Origin of the sequence: Actinokineospora spheciospongiae (genome assembly GCF_000564855.1) — a bacterium.
GTDB classification, from domain to species: Bacteria; Actinomycetota; Actinomycetes; order Mycobacteriales; family Pseudonocardiaceae; genus Actinokineospora; species Actinokineospora spheciospongiae.
The window spans coordinates 1-17,059 of sequence record NZ_AYXG01000078.1 but is presented as its reverse complement, the minus strand read 5'-3'; the positions used below and the strand labels follow the sequence as shown (position 1 = coordinate 17,059).

The 17,059-nt window shown below is 72.3% G+C and carries 14 protein-coding genes and 2 tRNA genes; 5 read left to right on the top strand and 11 right to left on the bottom strand.

The annotated features are described in order from the left end of the window. Positions 1-12 precede the first annotated feature (12 nt). Complete coding sequence (locus UO65_RS10835; RefSeq protein ID WP_052021001.1) at positions 13-744, bottom strand: lysophospholipid acyltransferase family protein; 732 nt, start codon at positions 742-744, stop codon at positions 13-15. Between the two features lie 101 nt (positions 745-845). Here UO65_RS10835 and cofC point away from each other — a divergent pair, with 101 nt between their 5' ends. The 3 genes from cofC (at position 846) to UO65_RS10820 (ending at position 4,727) form a co-directional block, all read left to right on the top strand. Next, a complete protein-coding gene (gene cofC, locus UO65_RS10830) occupies positions 846-1,496 on the top strand; it encodes a 2-phospho-L-lactate guanylyltransferase (RefSeq protein ID WP_233427528.1) in 651 nt (216 codons plus the stop codon). Between the two features lie 160 nt (positions 1,497-1,656). Next, positions 1,657-3,843: an RNA degradosome polyphosphate kinase gene (locus tag UO65_RS10825; protein WP_084175453.1), complete on the top strand. Its 2,187-nt coding sequence runs from the start codon at positions 1,657-1,659 to the stop codon at positions 3,841-3,843. A 2-nt stretch (positions 3,844-3,845) separates the two neighbouring features. Beyond that, positions 3,846-4,727, top strand: coding sequence for an NUDIX hydrolase (locus UO65_RS10820; protein WP_035281327.1), 882 nt, complete (start codon positions 3,846-3,848; stop codon positions 4,725-4,727). Between the two features lie 326 nt (positions 4,728-5,053). Here the strand turns inward: UO65_RS10820 and UO65_RS10815 are convergent, their stop codons facing one another. From UO65_RS10815 to leuC, 3 genes are all read right to left on the bottom strand, one after another. After that, a complete protein-coding gene (locus UO65_RS10815) occupies positions 5,054-5,824 on the bottom strand; it encodes an HU family DNA-binding protein (protein WP_035281326.1) in 771 nt (256 codons plus the stop codon). Positions 5,825-6,099: 275 nt separating this feature from the next. Further along, positions 6,100-6,702 carry a 3-isopropylmalate dehydratase small subunit gene (leuD, locus tag UO65_RS10810; RefSeq protein ID WP_035281325.1) on the bottom strand — a complete coding sequence of 201 codons (603 nt, stop codon included), beginning with the start codon at positions 6,700-6,702 and terminating at the stop codon, positions 6,100-6,102. 12 nt (positions 6,703-6,714) lie between these two features. Continuing rightward, positions 6,715-8,160 carry a 3-isopropylmalate dehydratase large subunit gene (gene leuC, locus UO65_RS10805; protein ID WP_035281324.1) on the bottom strand — a complete coding sequence of 482 codons (1,446 nt, stop codon included), beginning with the start codon at positions 8,158-8,160 and terminating at the stop codon, positions 6,715-6,717. A gap of 77 nt (positions 8,161-8,237) precedes the next feature. On the opposite strand from leuC, the gene UO65_RS10800 reads away from it, so the two are divergent. Further along, on the top strand, positions 8,238-8,939 hold the full coding sequence (locus UO65_RS10800) for an IclR family transcriptional regulator (RefSeq protein WP_181400161.1): 702 nt from the start codon (positions 8,238-8,240) through the stop codon (positions 8,937-8,939). A 378-nt stretch (positions 8,940-9,317) separates the two neighbouring features. Here UO65_RS10800 and UO65_RS10795 read toward each other — a convergent pair. The 4 genes from UO65_RS10795 to gltX form a co-directional block, all read right to left on the bottom strand. Beyond that, positions 9,318-9,390, bottom strand: a tRNA-Glu gene (locus UO65_RS10795). 72 nt (positions 9,391-9,462) lie between these two features. Continuing rightward, positions 9,463-9,534: transfer RNA gene (locus tag UO65_RS10790), tRNA-Gln, on the bottom strand. A gap of 98 nt (positions 9,535-9,632) precedes the next feature. Beyond that, positions 9,633-10,466, bottom strand: coding sequence for an HAD family hydrolase (locus tag UO65_RS10785; RefSeq protein ID WP_233427527.1), 834 nt, complete (start codon positions 10,464-10,466; stop codon positions 9,633-9,635). A 144-nt stretch (positions 10,467-10,610) separates the two neighbouring features. Beyond that, positions 10,611-12,095: a glutamate--tRNA ligase gene (gene gltX, locus UO65_RS10780; protein ID WP_035281322.1), complete on the bottom strand. Its 1,485-nt coding sequence runs from the start codon at positions 12,093-12,095 to the stop codon at positions 10,611-10,613. 106 nt (positions 12,096-12,201) lie between these two features. Between gltX and UO65_RS10775 the strand changes: the two genes are divergently transcribed. After that, entirely contained in the window at positions 12,202-13,428 is a 1,227-nt protein-coding gene (locus UO65_RS10775) for an FAD-dependent oxidoreductase (protein WP_035281321.1), read from the top strand. A 45-nt stretch (positions 13,429-13,473) separates the two neighbouring features. On the opposite strand, the gene UO65_RS10770 is transcribed toward UO65_RS10775, so the two are convergent. From UO65_RS10770 to cimA, 3 genes are read right to left on the bottom strand one after another with little or no spacing between them, the layout of a single operon-like run. Continuing rightward, complete coding sequence (locus UO65_RS10770) at positions 13,474-14,244, bottom strand: fumarylacetoacetate hydrolase family protein (protein WP_035281352.1); 771 nt, start codon at positions 14,242-14,244, stop codon at positions 13,474-13,476. 21 nt (positions 14,245-14,265) lie between these two features. Further along, positions 14,266-14,859, bottom strand: coding sequence for a lipoprotein (locus UO65_RS10765; RefSeq protein ID WP_035281320.1), 594 nt, complete (start codon positions 14,857-14,859; stop codon positions 14,266-14,268). 30 nt (positions 14,860-14,889) lie between these two features. Next, positions 14,890-16,557 (bottom strand): citramalate synthase, encoded by a 1,668-nt coding sequence (gene cimA, locus UO65_RS10760; RefSeq protein ID WP_035281319.1) that lies wholly within the window; start codon positions 16,555-16,557, stop codon positions 14,890-14,892. Positions 16,558-17,059 lie beyond the last annotated feature (502 nt).

Sequence of the window (17,059 nt, the reverse complement as noted above, 5' to 3'; positions counted from 1 at the left end):
GCCGCCCACGGCTCAGCCCGCGCTCTCGTCGGAGGAGGCGCCGCGCGCGGAGGCGCGGAAGAACTCCGCGGGCGGTTCCTCCCCGCGCACCCCGGCGAGCAGGGCCCGCACCTCGCGCATCATCACGTCGGTGACCTCGCGCAGCAGGGCGCTGGTCACCGGCAGGCCGCGGTAGGCCGAGAGGTCGATGGGGTCACCGAGGGCGGTGGTGACCTCCTTGCGCGGGAACGGGTGGAACTTCTTGGTGTAGCCGTCCCAGATGTGGTTGGTGCCCCAGCGCGCGGCCGGGATGACCGGGACGTCGTTCTCCAGCGCCAACCGGGCCGCGCCGGTGCGCGCCTTCATCGGCCAGCCGGTGGGGTCCTTGGTGATGGTGCCCTCGGGGTAGATGACGACGACCTTGCCCTCGCGCAGCGCCTGGTGCGCGGCGCGCAGGCTGTCCCTGGCCTCGGCCGAGCCGCGGTAGACCGGGATGCCGCCGGAGCCCGCGAGCATCCTGCCGAACAGGGGCACGTGGAACAGGCTGTCCTTGGCCATGAACCGGGGCACGCGCCGGTTGCGGTGCACGAACACCGCGTCGTTGGGCGGGTCGAGGTGGGAGACGTGGTTCATCACCAGCAGGGCCGCGCCGGTGGCGGGGAGCTTGTCCGCGCCGAGGTACGTCCGCCTGCCCAGCCAGCTCAGCGGGTAGAAGACCGATGCCGCCGCACCGACCCAGAACCCGCCCCGTTCCCGCTCGCCCAACTCGTCCTCCTCGACGCGTCCGTGACCTGTGAGTGTCCACGGCCACCACCCGCGCGGTCCAGACGGGGTCGGCTGGGGCGGGCACTGGCACTATCGGCGGGGTGTGCACTGAGCTGCCCGTCGATCCCCCGGTGGACCTGGTGGTGCCGGTGAAGCACCTGGACCGGGCCAAGTCGCGGCTGCGCGGCGCCGCCCCGGGCGGGGCCGCGGGGCACCGGGACCTGGTGCTGGCCGTCGTGCGCGACACGGTGGCCGCCGCGGTGGCGGCGGTGCGCGCGGTGCTGGTGGTGTGCGAGGACGCCAGGGTGGTCGAGGCGCTGCGCGGCAGCGGCGCCGAGTGCGTGGACCAGCCCGGCCTGCCCGGCCTCAACGCCGCCCTGGCCTTCGGCGCGGACCGGTTGCGCGCCCGCGACCCCGCCTCCGTGGTGGGCGCGCTGCAGGCCGACCTGCCCGCGCTGGTCCCGGCGCAACTGCGCGCGGCGGTGGCCGAGGCGGCCGGGCGGCGGGCGTTCACCCCGGACCGGCCGGGCACCGGCACGGTGCTGCTGCTGTCGGCGGCCGGTGGCGGGCTCGACCCCCGGTTCGGGCCGGGTTCCGCGGCGGCGCACGGCGCGGACGCGATCGCGGTGGGGCTCGGGTCGGCGGCGCTGCGGTGCGACGTGGACACCGCCGCCGACCTGGCGGTGGCCGCCGCGCTGGGGTTGGGCGCGCACACCGCGCGCCGGGTCCGCGCGGCGGGGCGGGTGGGCTGACCGGCGGGCGGGCTGATCGACGCCGGCGGGTGGGTGGGCTGATCGACACCGCCGGGTCGGGGGCTGATCCACGCTGCCGGGTGAGTGGGCTGGTCAGGATGCTGAGAGTTCACCCACGCGTTGGTCCCGGAACAGGCCATTCCGGGATCGGTACCGGACAATGGGGCGTGTGAGCACCGACAACCAGCCCCAGGAGCCCGCGGCCACCCCGACCAGCGCACCGGAGTCGACGCCGGAACCGCGGGGTGTCCCCTCCGCGCCGCCCGCGGTGACGCCCGCGGCCGCCGAGACGGACCTCCCGGACGACCGCTACCTCAACCGCGAGCTGTCCTGGTTGGACTTCAACGCCCGGGTGCTGGCGCTGGCCGAGGACGCCTCGCAGCCGCTGCTGGAGCGGGCCAAGTTCCTGGCGATCTTCGCCTCGAACCTCGACGAGTTCTACATGGTCCGGGTGGCCGGGCTCAAACGGCGCAACGAGACGGGCCTGTCGGTGCGCAGCGCGGACGGCCTGACCCCGCGCGAGCAGTTGGCCTACATCTCCAAGCGCAACCAGGAGCTGGTCGAGCAGCACTCCAAGGCGTTCACCGACCGGGTGCGCCCGGCCCTGTCGGAGTGCGGCATCAAGATCTCCACCTGGTCGGAGCTGACCGAGGAGGAGCGCACCCGGCTGTCGCACTACTTCCGCGGCCAGGTGTTCCCGGTGCTCACGCCGCTCGCGGTCGACCCCGCGCACCCGTTCCCCTACATCTCCGGCCTGTCGCTGAACCTGGCGGTGACGGTGCGCGACCCGGAGGGCGGCACCGAGCGGTTCGCCAGGGTGAAGGTCCCCGACAACGTGCCGAGGCTGGTGCCGATCGACCGCAGCGCCGACGAGCAGGTGGCGATCTTCCTGCCGCTGGAGGAACTCATCGCCGCGCACCTCGGTTCGCTGTTCGCGGGCATGGAGGTCAGCGAGGTGCACGCCTTCCGGGTCACCCGCAACGCCGACCTGGAGGTCGAGGAGGACCGCGACGAGGACCTGCTGCAGGCGCTGGAGCGGGAGCTGGCGCAGCGCCGGTTCGGCCCGTCGGTGCGCCTGGAGGTCGCCGACGACATGAGCGAGCACATGCTGGAGCTGCTGCTGCGCGAACTGGAGGTGCACCCCAACGACGTCGTGGTGGTGCGCGGCCTGCTCGACCTGACCTTCCTGTGGCAGGTCTACGGCGTGGACCGCAAGGAGTTGAAGGACCCGCCGTTCGTCCCGGCCACGCACCCGGCGTTCGGCGAGCGGGAGACGCCCAAGAGCGTGTTCGCCACCCTGCGCGAGGGCGACGTGCTGGTGCACCACCCGTACGACTCGTTCTCCACCAGCGTGCAGCGGTTCATCGAGCAGGCGGCGAGCGACCCGCACGTGCTGGCCATCAAGCAGACCCTGTACCGGACCTCCGGCGACTCCCCGATCGTGGACGCGCTGATCGACGCGGCCGAGGCGGGCAAGCAGGTGGTGGCGCTGGTGGAGCTGAAGGCGCGCTTCGACGAGCAGGCGAACATCAAGTGGGCGCGGGCGCTGGAGAAGGCGGGCGTGCACGTGGTCTACGGCCTGGTGGGCCTCAAGACGCACTGCAAGACCTCGCTGGTGGTGCGCCAGGAGGGGTCCACGATCCGCCGGTACTGCCACATCGGGACGGGCAACTACAACCCGAAGACCGCGCGGCTCTACGAGGACGTGGGCCTGCTGACCGCCGACGCGGGCGTGTGCTCGGACCTGACGGACCTGTTCAACGTGCTCACCGGGTACGCCAGGCAGGACGAGTACCGCAGCCTGCTGGTGGCGCCCTACGGGGTGCGCCGCGGGATCGTGGAGCGGATCGAGGACGAGATCGAGCACCGGCGCGCGGGCAGGCGGGCCGGGGTGCGGATCAAGGTGAACTCCCTGGTGGACGAAGGGGTCATCGACGCGCTGTACCGGGCGTCGCAGGCCGGGGTCGAGGTCGACGTGGTGGTGCGCGGGATCTGCGCGCTCAAGCCGGGCATCCCCGGGCTCAGCGACAACATCCGGGTCCGGTCGATCCTGGGCCGGTTCCTGGAGCACTCGCGGGTCTTCGTCTTCGCCGGGTGCGACGAGCACTGGATCGGCAGCGCGGACATGATGCACCGCAACCTCGACCGCCGGGTGGAGGTGCAGGTCCGGGTGAAGGACCCGAGGCTGACCAGGCAGCTCGACGAGATGTTCGACTCCGCGCTGGACCCGGCCACCCGGTGCTGGGTGCTCTCGGCCAAGGGCGACTGGGAACCCTCACCGGCGGGCGAGTCCACGGTGCGCGACCACCAGGCGCAGATGCTGGTGAAGCACCGGGCGCTCGGCTGAGCATGTCGGGGCGGATCAACGCGGCGGGCGGCGTCCTGTGGCGGCGGGGGGACTCCGGCGCCCTCGAGGTGGCGGTGGTGCACCGGCCGCGCTACGACGACTGGAGCCTGCCCAAGGGCAAGCTGCACCGGGGTGAGACGACCTGCGCGGCGGCCGTGCGGGAAGTGGCGGAGGAGACCGGTTTCCGCGCGGTCCTGGGCGCGCACCTGTCCCGCGTCGCCTACACCGTGCCCGCGGGTGACAAGGTGGTGGACTACTTCGCCGCCCGTGCCGTGTCGGGCGCCTTCGCGGTCAACGACGAAGTGGACGCCCTGCGCTGGCTGGGCGTGGCGGACGCGGCGCCGGTGCTGACCCACCCGGCCGACCGGGGGGTGCTGGCGCGCTTCACCGCCGTGGGCCCGGACGCCACGACGGTGCTGCTGGTCCGGCACGCGCACGCGGGCAAGAAGGAGCTGTGGGCGGGCCCGGACGACGAGCGGCCGCTGTCGAAGACCGGCGAGCGCCAGACCCGCGCCCTGACGCGGCTGCTGCCGCTGTTCCACCCCGATCGGGTGCACGCGGTCCCGAAGCTGCGCTGCACGGCGACGGTGGCGCCGCTGGCGGGGTTGCTGGGGCTGTCCCTGACCACCGAGCCCGCGCTGGCCGAGCCCAGCCACAAGCGGCACCCGGCGCGGGCGGCGGCGCGGCTGCTGGCGATCGCGGCGGCGGGCGGGACACCGGTGGTGTGCAGCCAGGGCGGGGTCATCCCGGACGTGGTGGCGGAGCTGAGCCGGGGCACGGACGTGCCCACCGACTCCCGTTGCCGCAAGGGCAGCGTGTGGGTCCTGTCGTTCACGAAAGGCCGGAAACCGCGCTTGGTCGGCGCGCATTACCTGGCGCCGTGAGCGCGGTCCGATCGCGGGAATTGCGCGCGGACAACCCGCCGCGGGTCGCCGGTCCGGGCGGGCAGTCCGAACGGGGAGTCGGCCCGGGAGTGCCCGCCGGTGAGACGCGCGATGGGTTCGGCGGAGTCCGGCGTGTGAGTGCGGCTCAGCATTTCCCGGGAGCGCGCTGTCCTTCGTTGCCAATTCGCGCGTTCACCGGATCGGTGTGGTCAATGCCGCCGGATCGGGTTCCGGAACCGGGCGCGGATGCGCGAGAGCCCCGCACGGGGGAAGCGTGCGGGGCTCTCGCGACCTGACTTCCGTCCTCTCGGACGACCGTGCACCGACTACTTCTTGGTGGTGGTCTTCCGTGCCGCGGAGGTGGTCTTGCGCGCGGCGGAGGTGGTCTTCGCCGCCGCCTTGGGCGCGGCCTTGGCGGCCGGGGCGGCCTTCTTGGCTGCGGTGGTGGTGGCCTTGGCCGCCGCCGGGGTGGCCTTCTTCGCCGCGGGGGCCTTGGCCGCCGTGGTCTTGGCGGTGGTCGCCTTCGCGGTGGTCGCCTTGGCCGGGGTCGCCTTGGCCGTGGTGGCGGCCTTCGGCTTGGCCGCGGTGGCCTTCGTGGTGCGCGCCGTGGTCGCCTTGGTGGCGGTCGCGGTGGGCTTGGCCGCCGCTGCCCGGCTGCGCGTCGTGGTGGCGCGCGTGGTCGCCGCCGCGGGCTTCGCCGCCGCCGCGCGGGTGCGGGTGGTGGTGGCGGTGCCCGCCGCGCGGGTCGTGGTCGCCCGGGTGGTGGTGCCCGCCGCCGCGCGCGCGGTGGTGGCCTTGGCCGCGGTGACCTTGGGCAGCTTCTTCGCGCCGCTCACGACCTCCTTGAACATCGTGCCCGCGCGGAAGGCGGGAACGTTGGTCTTCTTGACCTTCACGGTCTCACCGGTGCGCGGGTTGCGCGCGGTCCGGGCGGCGCGGGCGCGCTTCTCGAACACGCCGAAGCCGGTGATGTTGACCTTCTCGCCCTTGTTGACCGTGCGGACGATCACGTCGACGAGACCGTCGACCGCAGCGCCTGCGGCCTTCTTGTCGCCCAGGCGCTCGGTGAGCGCCTCGATGAGTTGGGCCTTGTTCACCCTTCAGTCCTCCGTAAGAGAGCCACACTGCCGTTTACGACCCAAGCGAGCCGACTTCTTGCCCAAGATAGGCCGAAATGCGCGCGATTTCCACGCGACGCGCCCTGATTTTTCCTTAACCGTCCCGATCCGCATCCCTCGGGGGGTCGGATTCGGGGTTTTCGGGGGGGCGTCGCGCGGGGGTCGGCGTGTGTTGTGAAGTGTCCGGGAGGGGCGGGAAGGGGCCGGGGAAGGGCCGGATACCCCTTCTCGACAAGGGGAATCCGGCTCCTCGATCAGGGGGTGGCGATCGGGGTCGTCACCGGCTTCCAATTGGGCCTGGCCTGCTCGAACGCGTCGATGTCGGCCTCGTGGCGCAGGGTCAGGGAGATGTCGTCGAGGCCCTCGAGCAGCCGCCAGCGGGTGTAGTCGTCCACGAAGAACCTGGCGGTGAAGTCCTTGGCGCTGACGGTCTTCTCGACCAGGTCCACCGTGACCTGCGTCCCAGGCTCGGTTTCGAGCAGCTTCCAGAGCTGCTCGACGTCGGACTGCTCGCACTCGGCGGCCACGAGCCCCTGCTTGCCCGCGTTGCCGCGGAAGATGTCGGCGAACCGGGCGGAGACGACCACCCGGAAGCCGTAGTCCGACAGCGCCCAGACGGCGTGCTCGCGGGAGGACCCGGTGCCGAAGTCGGGCCCGGCGACGAGGACGCTGCCCGCCCGGTAGGGCTCCCGGTTGAGCACGAAGTGCTCGTCGGAGCGCCAGGCGGCGAACAGGCCGTCCTCGAAGCCGGTGCGGGTCACCCGCTTGAGGTAGACCGCCGGGATGATCTGGTCGGTGTCCACGTTGGACCGGCGCAGGGGCACCCCGACGCCGGTGTGGGTGGTGAACGGCTCCATGGTCGATTCCCCTCAGTTCCGGTCGTCGCCGCTGGTCGCGGCGCCGACGAGGTCGTCGGACAGGTCTTCCGGGGACGACAGCGTCCCGCGCACGGCGGTGGCCGCCGCCACCAGCGGCGACACCAGGTGGGTGCGCCCGCCCTTGCCCTGCCTGCCCTCGAAGTTGCGGTTCGATGTGGACGCGCTGCGCTCCCCGGGGGCCAACTGGTCCGGGTTCATGCCCAGGCACATGGAGCAGCCCGCCTGCCGCCACTCGGCGCCCGCGGCCAGGAACACCGCGTCCAGGCCCTCGGACTCGGCCTGCGCGCGGACCCGCATCGAGCCGGGCACCACGAGCATCCGCACGCCCTCGGCGACCCGCCTGCCGCGGATGACGTCGGCGGCGGCGCGCAGGTCCTCGATCCGGCCGTTGGTGCAGGAGCCGAGGAAGACGGTGTCGACGCCGATCTCGCGCAGCGGGGTGCCCGGCGCCAGGTCCATGTACGCCAGGGCCTTCTCCGCGGCGACGCGCTCGTTCTCGTCGGCGATCAGCTCCGGGTCCGGGACGGTCGCCGACAGCGGCAGGCCCTGGCCGGGGTTGGTGCCCCAGGTGACGAACGGCGTCAGCGACGCGGCGTCGACGACCACCTCGGCGTCGAAGGTGGCGTCGTCGTCGGTGCGCAGCTCGCGCCAGGAGGCCACGGCGGCGTCCCAGTCGGCGCCCTGGGGCGCGTGCGGGCGGCCCTTGAGGTACTCGAACGTGGTCTCGTCCGGGGCGATCATCCCGGCCCGGGCGCCCGCCTCGATGGACATGTTGCACACGGTCATCCGGGCTTCCATCGACAGCTTCTCGATGGCCGGGCCGCGGTACTCCAGGACGTAGCCCTGGCCGCCGCCGGTGCCGATCTTCGCGATGACCGCGAGGATCACGTCCTTGGCGGTGACGCCGGGGCGCAGTTCGCCGGTGACGGTGATCGCCATGGTCTTGAACGGCCGCAGCGGCAGCGTCTGCGTGGCCATCACGTGCTCGACCTCGGAGGTGCCGATGCCGAACGCCAGCGCGCCGAACGCGCCGTGGGTGGAGGTGTGGCTGTCGCCGCACACCACCGTCGTGCCCGGCTGGGTCAGGCCGAGCTGCGGGCCGACCACGTGCACGATGCCCTGCTCGACGTCGCCCATCGGGTGCAGCCGCACCCCGAACTCCGCGCAGTTGCGGCGGAGCGTGTCGACCTGCGTGCGCGAGACCGGGTCGGCGATCGGGAGATCGATCCCGATGGTCGGGACGTTGTGGTCCTCGGTCGCTATCGTCAGGTCCGGCCTGCGCACGGGGCGCCCGGCCAGCCGCAGGCCGTCGAACGCCTGCGGGCTGGTCACCTCGTGCACGAGGTGCAGGTCGATGTAGAGCAGGTCCGGTTCGGCGCCGTCACCGCGGCGCACCACGTGCTGGTCCCACACCTTCTCAGCGAGCGTTTTGCCCATCGCTCATCACCATCAGCTTCCCGGTCGCACTTCGAACAGACTGGACTTCCCACATGACGGGAAAGTAGTATCGAGACGTGGGACAGCATAGCGGCATCGGAGTTCTGGACAAGGCAATGGCCGTTCTGCAGGCCGTGGCGAAGGAACCCTGCGGCCTGGCGGAGTTGTGCGCGAAGACGGGCCTGCCCCGGGCGACGGCGCACCGCCTGGCGGTGGGGCTCGAGGTGCACCGCCTGCTGCGCAGGGGAACCGACGGCAGGTGGCGCCCCGGCGCCGCGCTGGCGGAACTGGCGGGCGGCGCCACCGACCCCCTCCTCGACGCCGCGACGGCGGTACTCCCGAGACTGCGCGACCGCACGGGCGAGAGCGTCCAGCTCTACCGCCGCGACGGCCTGCACCGGATCTGCGTCTGCTCCGCAGAACCCCCCAGCGGCCTGCGGGACACAGTCCCCATCGGCACCCGCCTCCCGATGACAGCGGGTTCAGGGGCAAAAGTCCTCGCAGCCTGGTCGGACCCGGCAACCCAGCGCAGCCTCCTGGCAGACGCGGTCTTCGGCGAACGCGCACTCCTGGAAGTCCGCAGAAGGGGCTGGGCCCAAAGCGTCGCCGAACGCGAACCAGGCGTGGCCAGCGTCTCAGCCCCAGTACGAGACGCCTCCGGCACGGTCGTGGCGGCAATCTCCGTCTCCGGCCCCATAGACCGCATGGGCCGCCGCCCCGGCGCCCGCTGGGCCGCCGACCTCCTGGCCGCCGCCGACGCCCTCCAAAACCGCCTCTAGCCCCCGCCACCGATTGCGGAGACTTCCCGGGACGGGGCTCGTTGGGGTGGATTGTGTTCTTCGGGGCCCCTACGAAGAAAGCATGCCCGGTGCGCGTGAGTGGGCGAAGGGATGCCCACCGTCGCGGGTCAGCTTTGCATGCTTTCTTCTCCCCCAAAGAACACAATCCACCCCAACGAGCACTCCCCCGAAGCCCCACTTCGCCCACCAAACACACGGGCGAAGCCCGAGCAGAGCCACCCGACCACCAGAGCCACCCGACCACGCTGGTTCAGGCACCCACCGCACCGTGGGGGTCCGGGGGGTCGCCCCCCGGGTGGCATAGCGAAAGGGTCCCCCATCAGCATCTTTTCCGCTGATGGGGGACCCCAAACCCTGTAGCCCCGACGGGATTCGAACCCGCGCTACCGCCTTGAGAGGGCGGCGTCCTAGGCCGCTAGACGACGGGGCCCTAGAACAACTCGTACTTCGTGTTCTGTTTTGCTGGGAGAGACCTTAGCAGACTCGCTGTGGTGCTCTACCGCTGGGGTACCAGGACTCGAACCTAGACTAACTGAACCAGAATCAGTCGTGCTGCCAATTACACCATACCCCAATGGCATTCGGTTCCGGCCTCCGAGAGCTACCCGGTGGCCTGTCCCTCTTGCCGGAGAAGATGTTAGACCACAGCCCCCTCCGGGGTGAAATCGGGGGTCAGCTCCGGGGATCGGGGACGGCGGACCCGCTGGTCACGGCCGGTGTGCGGTACTCGCTGACGAGGAGCGCGGGCAGGTCGGCGAGGGAGTCGAGGACGGGTACGCCGACGTCCGGGTCGGGGTCGTCGGCCCGGTTCCCGGCCCCGAGGCCGCCGGGTGCGGGGCGGTCGAGCCAGACCCCGTGCAGGCCGGCGTCGCGGGCGGCGTGGGCGTCGAGGTCGAGCCGGTCGCCGATGTGGAGGGTCTCCTCGGGAGGGGCGCCGAGGTGTTCGCAGGCGGCGTGGAAGATCTGCGGGTCCGGTTTGGCCGCGCCGATCGCGGCGGGGCTCAGGACGGCGTCGAAGAAGCGGCCCAGGCCCAGGTCGGCGAGGCGGGCGCGCTGGTGCGGGCCGGAGGCGTTGGTGACGGCGCCGATCTTCAGGCCCGCGGCGCGCAGCCAGTCCAGGCAGGGGACGGTGTCGGGGAACAGCCGCCACGCGCCGCGCATCTGGGCCAGGCGGCGGTCTTCGAGGACCGCCACCGCCTCGTCGTCCACCAGGGCGCCGAGGTCGGCCAGGAAGGCCTTGGTGCGCGCCCTGCGCATGGTGTCGTAGTCGTACTCCCCCGCGACGGCCCTGGCGTGGTGTTCGTCGGTGACCCGCTGCCAGGCGGCCCACATGTCGTCGCGGCCGATGAGGCGGTGCAGGGCTTTCCTGGCGGAGCCGGTGAAGTCGATCAGCGTGTCGTCGATGTCCAGGCACACGGCGGTGATCCGGGGCGGTTCGGTGCGGGGCGCTCGCGCCTGCCGTTCGGGGGCGGCGGCGGCCGGGAGGGGCGCGAGCGGTGTTCTCATCACGCGAGGCTAAGTGCCGCGCCGGGGTCCGCGATTCGTCTGCCCGGGTGGTGTTCCGGCTTCTGACACGGTCAAGCGCGAAGGTCCCGCGACAGCCGGGAAAAGACTATCGCGGGACCTCCGGATCGCGTTACCCGTTCCCCACTAGGGAAGCGCTTTGCGCAACCGCCCCATGGTGCGGTCGCGGCCCAGCAGTTCCATCGACTCGTACAGCGGCGGGGACACGGTTCGCCCGGTCACGGCTACGCGCACCGGCGCGAACGCCTTGCGCGGCTTGAGTCCCAGACCGTCGATCAAGGCGGTTTTGAGCGCTTCCTCGATGGCCGGGGTGGTCCACTCGGACAGTGCGTCCAGCGCGGCGATGCCCGCGGTCAGCACCGGTTCGGCGTCCGGGCCGAGGTTCTTCGCCGCGGCGTCGGCCTCGGGGGTGAACCCCGCGTCGTCGGCGAAGAGGAAGCCGACCATGCCCGCGGCGTCGGAGAGCACGACCAGCCGCTCCCGCACCAGCGGCGCGATGGCGTCCACAGTGGCCACCTGGTCGGCCGTGGGCTCGGCGGGCAGCACGCCCGCGGCGCTCAGATACGGCAGCACCCGGCGCACGAAGTCGCCGGTGTCGAGGGCGCGCAGGTGCTCGGCGTTGATCGCCTCGGCCTTCTTCAGGTCGAAGCGGGCCGGGTTGGCGCTGACCCGGCCGATGTCGAAGGCCTCGACCATCTCCGCCATGGAGAAGATGTCGCGGTCCTCGGCGATCGACCAGCCCAGCAGCGCCAGGTAGTTGAGCATCCCCTCGGGGACGAACCCGCGCTCGCGGTAGGCGAACAGGTTCGACTGCGGGTCGCGCTTGGACAGCTTCTTGTTGCCCTCGCCGCGGACCAGGGGCATGTGCCCGAAGTGCGGGGTGAACTCGGCCACACCGACGCGCTGCAACGCCTCGTAGAGCGCGATCTGGCGGGGGGTCGAAGGCAGCAGGTCCTCGCCGCGGAGCACGTGGGTGATCCGCATGAGGGCGTCGTCGACCGGGTTGACCAGGGTGTAGAGCGGCTGGCCGTTGGCGCGCACCAGGACCGGGTCGGGCACGCTGCCCGCCGGGAAGCTGATGTCGCCGCGGACGAGGTCGGTGAAGGCGATGGCCCGGTCGGGCATCCGCAGCCGCAGCACGGGTTCGCGGCCGTCGGCGCGGAAGGCGGCGCGCTGCTCGTCGGTCAGGTCGCGGTCGTGGTTGTCGTAGCCCAGCTTGGGGTCCTGGCCCGCGGCCTTGCGCCGCGCCTCGACCTCCTCGTTGCTGGAGTAGGACTCGTACAGCTCACCGGCTTCGGTGAGCTTGGCGATGACCTCGGCGTACTTGTCCGCGCGCAGGCTCTGCCGGTAGGGGCCGTACTCGCCGCCGACCTCGGGACCCTCGTCCCAGTCGATGCCGAGCCAGCGCAGGCCGTCGAGGATCGCCGCGTAGCTCTCCTCGGAGTCGCGGGCCGCGTCGGTGTCCTCGATCCGGAAGACCAGCTTGCCGCCGGTGTGCCGGGCGAAGGCCCAGTTGAACAGGGCGGTGCGGATGAGCCCGACGTGCGGGGTGCCGGTCGGTGACGGGCAGAAGCGGGCTCGGACTGGGGTGGTGGCGTCTGGGGTGCTCATAGCCTGATCAGCGTATCCCTGCCGATCCGCCTTGACCTCGCCGGAGGCCGGGTGCACAGTTATTCAACGAGTGTTGAAAACAGTTGGAACCGGAGAGGGGAGAGCCATGACCGACACAGACGTCCTCGTGGTCGGGGGCGGTCCGGCGGGGATGGTCGCGGGGCTGCTGCTGGCCAGGGCGGGCATCCGGGTGACCGTGCTGGAGAAGCACGCGGACTTCCTGCGCGACTTCCGCGGCGACACCGTGCACCCGCCGACCCTGGACCTGATCGACGCGCTGGGCCTGGGCGAGGCGTTCCGGGAGATCCCGCAGAGCCGCATCGAGGAGGTGGAGGTGCCCTTCTCCGGCGGGGTCGCCAGGGTGGCCGACCTGCGCTCGCTGCCGGGGCCGAACAACTTCATCGCCATGGTCCCGCAGTGGGACCTGCTCGACCTGCTGGCCGCGGCGGGCAAGCGGGAGCCGACGTTCGAGCTGCGGATGAACACCGCCGCCACCGGCCTGCTCCGCGACGGCGACCGGGTCACCGGCATCGCGTACCGCACCGGCGACGGGCGGACCGGCGAACTCCGCGCCCGGCTGACCATCGCCTGCGACGGCCGCTCCTCGGTGCTGCGCGACGCCGCGCTGCTGCCGAAGAAGCGCTACCGCACCCCGATGGACGTGTGGTGGTTCCGCCTGCCCCGCCACGACACCGACCCGCGCGGCATCGTCCCGCTGATCAGCGACCGGCGCGCGACCGTGCTGATCGACCGCCGGGAGTACTGGCAGGCCGCGACCCTCATCCCCAAGGGGTCCGACGCGGACGCCCGCCGGGGCGAGGTGTCGGCGGTCCTGCGCGACGTGGTGGCGGTGGCGCCGTGGCTGGCGGACCGGGCGGGGGCGCTGGGCTCCTGGGACGAGGTGAAGACCCTGGACGTGCAGCTCGACCGGCTGACCCGCTGGCACCGCGACGGCCTGCTGTGCCTGGGCGACGCGGCGCACGCGATGTCCCCGCTGGGCGGGGTGGGCATCAACCTGGCGGTGCAGGACGCCATCGCCGCGGCCCGGCTGCTGGCCGGACCGCTGGCGCGCGGGCGGGTCACCGAGGCCGACCTGGCGCGGGTCCGGTACCGCAGGCTGCTGCCGACGGTGCTCATCCAGGGCCTGCAACGGCTCCTGCACCGCAACGCGATCGCGCCGACGCTGGCCGGGCGGGTGGAGATCGCGCGGTCGGCCACGCTGCCGCTGCCGATCCGGCTCATCCGGCGCTTCCCGGTGCTCAACCGCGTCCCGGCGCAGGTGATCGGGCGCGGGGTGCTCAGCGAGCCGGTGCCGGACTTCGCCCGCCGGTGACCGGTGGGCCGATCCCCCGCCCGCGCGGGGGATCGGCCCGCGGGCTCAGCGGTTGACGACCGGGTTGGTCAGGGTGCCCAGGCCGGTGATGGACACCGACACCGTCTGCCCGGCCACGATCTGCCCCACGCCCGCGGGCGTGCCGGTGAGGATCACGTCACCGGGCAGCAGGGTCATCACCTTCGAGATCCACTCGACCAGCTCGGGCACCCCGTGCAGCAGGAACGCGGTGGAGGAGTCCTGCTTCACCTCGCCGTCGACCGTGGTCTTCAAGTCGAGGTCGGCGGGGTCGAGCTGGGTCTCGATCCACGGACCCAGGGGGCAGAACGTGTCATGCCCCTTGGCCCGGGTCCACTGCCCGTCGTGCTGCTGCTGGTCGCGGGCGGTGACGTCGTTGGCGATCGTGTAACCGAGGATCACCCCGCCCGCCCTGGCGGCGGGCACGTCCCGGCAGGGCTGGCCGATGACCAGCGCCAGCTCGCCCTCGAAGTCCACACGGGACGAGTCCCTGGGCAGCTTGATGGCCGCCCCGGGGCCGACCACGGTGGTCGAGGGCTTCATGAAGATCACCGGGTCGGCCGGGGCCTCGCCGCCCATCTCCCTGGCGTGGTCGGCGTAGTTCTTGCCGACGCAGACCACCTTGGTGGGCAGGATGGGCGCGAGCAGCCGGGTATCGGCCAGCGGCCACCGGCGCCCGGTGAACTCGGGGGTGCCGAACGGGTGCTCAGAGATCTCCGCGGCGACCTGGTCGGACCCCTCGCCCTCGATCGAGACGAACGCGACACCTGCTGGATGGGCAATTCGAGCGATACGCACGGCACCCACACTAGAACGGGGTCAGCGCTCGACCGGGGTCAGGCTCTGCTTGGCCAGCAGGTAGCCGGGCAGCGCCCGCTCGTAGGCCGCCGCCGAACCGGTCTCCACCGACACGACCAGGGTGCGCAGCGGCGTGGCCACGGCGAACGCCCGCCCCGGCGCGCCGCCGTCCGGGCGGGCGAAGGTCAGCTCCACGCCCGTGCCCCGGCCCACTGTGGACTCGCGGTAGGTCGGCTCGGCGATGGTCCCCTCACCCTGGATGAACCGCTCCAGCGCGCCGCGCGGGGTGCTGCCCGGCTCACCGCCCACCCACACCCGCAGCCGCCCGGTGTCCGAGCTGACCGCGCAGTCGGCGGCCAGCCCGTCGCGGGACTCCCCGTCCCCCGCCGCGGCCGTCCACCCCGCGGCGACGTCGAAGGCGAACGGCAGCGGGCACGTCCCCGGCACCCCGACCCGGGACACCGCGTCCGCCGGTTCCACCCGGTCCAGCCACACGTCCGCGGCGGGCGCCGAGGTCGCCGGTGGTGCCGCCGCGGGCTCCCGCTCCGCCGACCCGCCCCCCGCGCACCCGGCCACCGACACCAGCACCACCGCACCGACGAGCAGAACCCGCACGCCGACCGCCTCCTCCCGCTCGGGGGCGGCCTACCCGCGCAGGCCGCCCGCGCCGACCCCGGACCGGACCCGCATCGCCTTGTGCGCGAGCGCGTCGCAGAGCGCCAGCCAGCTCGCCTCCACGATGTTGCCGTGCACACCCACCGTGGTCCACTCGAGCTCGCGGTCCGAGGACTGCACCAACACCCTGGTGACGGCATCGGTGCCGTGTTGGGTTGCACGCGACGCCCCGGTGAGGATGCGCACCTTGTAGTCGGTCAGCTCCACCTCGTCCACCCAGGGCAGGTGCGGCACCAGCGCCCGGCGCAGCGCCGCGTCCAGGGCGTGCACCGGCCCGTTGCCCTCGGCGGTGGCGATCACCCGGTGCCCGGCCACGTGCACCTTCACCGTCGCCTCCGACACCACCTCGCCGTCGAGCCGGTGGTCCAGGATCACCCGGTAGGACTCCAGCTCGAACGGGTGCCCGGTGGCGGGGGCGTCCGGGTCGACGACTGCGATCTCCCCGCGCAGCAGCAGCTCCAGGGAGGCGTCGGCGGCCTCGAACGACCACCCGCGCGACTCCAGGTCCTTCACCTTCCGCAGCGCGCTGTCCACCGCCTCCGGCCTGCCCACCAGGTCGACGCCCAGCTCGTGGCCCTTGAGCTCCAGGCTCGCCCGCCCGGCCATCTCGGTGACCAGCACGCGCATGTCGTTGCCCACCACGGTCGGGTCGATGTGGTTGTAGAGCAGCGGGTCGACCTTGATCGCGCTGGCGTGCAGGCCCGCCTTGTGCGCGAACGTCGAGTGCCCCACGTACGCCTGGTGGGTGTCCGGGGCGATGTTCGCCAGCTCGGCCAGCGCGTGCGAGACGTGCGTCAGGTCGGCGAGCTTCCCCTCCGGCAGCACGTCCATCCTGAGCTTCACGGCCAGGTTCCCGATCACCGGGAACAGGTCCGCGTTGCCCGCCCGCTCCCCGTACCCGTTGGCCGTGCACTGCACGTGCGTGGCCCCCGCCTGCACCGCGGCGACGCTGTTGGCCACCGCGCACCCGGTGTCGTCCTGGCAGTGGATGCCCACCCGGAACCCGGTCCGCGCGATCACCTCCCGCACCGTCTCGGCCAACCCCAGCGGCAACTGCCCCCCGTTCGTGTCGCACAGCACCACCACGTCGGCCCCCGCCTCGAACCCGGCGGTCAGCACCCGCAGCGACGTGTCCGGGTCGAACGCGTACCCGTCGAAGAAGTGCTCGGCGTCGAGGAACACCCGCCGCCCCTCCCCCACCAGGAACGCCACGGTGTCGCGCACCATCTCCGCCGCCTCGGCCACGTCGGTCCGCAGCGCCCGCTCGATGTGCCTGCGGTCGGACTTCGCCACCAGCGTCACCACCGGCGCCTGCGACGCCAGCAACGCCTGCACCTGCGGGTCCTTCGCGGCGGTGCTCCCCGCCCGCCGGGTCGACCCGAACGCCACCAGCGCGGCGTGCCGCAACTGCAACTCCCCGGCAGCGGCCCTGGCGAAGAACTCGGTGTCCTTCGGCATCGCCCCCGGCCACCCGCCCTCGATGAACCCCACCCCCAACCCGTCCACCAACCGGGCGACGGCCAACTTGTCGGCCACCGAGTAGGAAATCCCCTCCCGCTGCGCCCCGTCGCGCAGGGTGGTGTCGTAGACGTGGAAGGAGTCGCCGAGCGGAGTTCCGGCCGGAGTCGTGCGGGTCACGGGATCGCTCCTCATCGAGAGGTGTGCAGGGAGTGGACAAACAAAAAGACCCCCCGCAACATGCGAGAGGTCTGCGCGCCGGTGCTCCGTGGTGCGGAGTCAGCCGACGCGCTCGTCGATAATGATCAGGGCGGAGTGAGCCACGGTCCGATGGTGGCACACCTGCGGGCCGGGTACCAACTCGCGGACCCCGCTTCCCATCCCGTGGACCGTGGACAACTCCGACCCGGACAACCGTTCCCGTCGGTGGGTCCGGGTTGGATGGAAGTCGGGGGCTGCTCCGTGCCGCCTGTGGACAACTGCCTGCCTGCTCGGCGTTTGTGTCGGTGCCGCGTGGTTGGGTTGATTCGGGGGCTGCTCTTTCGGTTCTGCTGCGTGCGGGGTGCTGGATCGGGTGGTTGTTCTTGGTCGGGGCCCCTACGAAGACCCTCTGCCGCGGTGCGCGTGAGTGGGCGAAGGGATGCCCACCGTCGCTGGCCAGCTTGGCAGAGGGTCTTCTCCC

What these genes read in the sequence shown, in the direction of transcription:
- UO65_RS10825 (WP_084175453.1), top strand. Translation starts at nt 1,657, where the DNA reads ATGGGGCGTGTGAGCACCGACAACCAGCCCCAGGAGCCCGCGGCCACC.
- UO65_RS10820 (WP_035281327.1), top strand. Translation starts at nt 3,846, where the DNA reads ATGTCGGGGCGGATCAACGCGGCGGGCGGCGTCCTGTGGCGGCGGGGG.
- leuD (WP_035281325.1), bottom strand. Translation starts at nt 6,702, where the DNA reads ATGGAGCCGTTCACCACCCACACCGGCGTCGGGGTGCCCCTGCGCCGG.
- leuC (WP_035281324.1), bottom strand. Translation starts at nt 8,160, where the DNA reads ATGGGCAAAACGCTCGCTGAGAAGGTGTGGGACCAGCACGTGGTGCGC.
- UO65_RS10785 (WP_233427527.1), bottom strand. Translation starts at nt 10,466, where the DNA reads ATGAGAACACCGCTCGCGCCCCTCCCGGCCGCCGCCGCCCCCGAACGG.
- gltX (WP_035281322.1), bottom strand. Translation starts at nt 12,095, where the DNA reads ATGAGCACCCCAGACGCCACCACCCCAGTCCGAGCCCGCTTCTGCCCG.
- UO65_RS10775 (WP_035281321.1), top strand. Translation starts at nt 12,202, where the DNA reads ATGACCGACACAGACGTCCTCGTGGTCGGGGGCGGTCCGGCGGGGATG.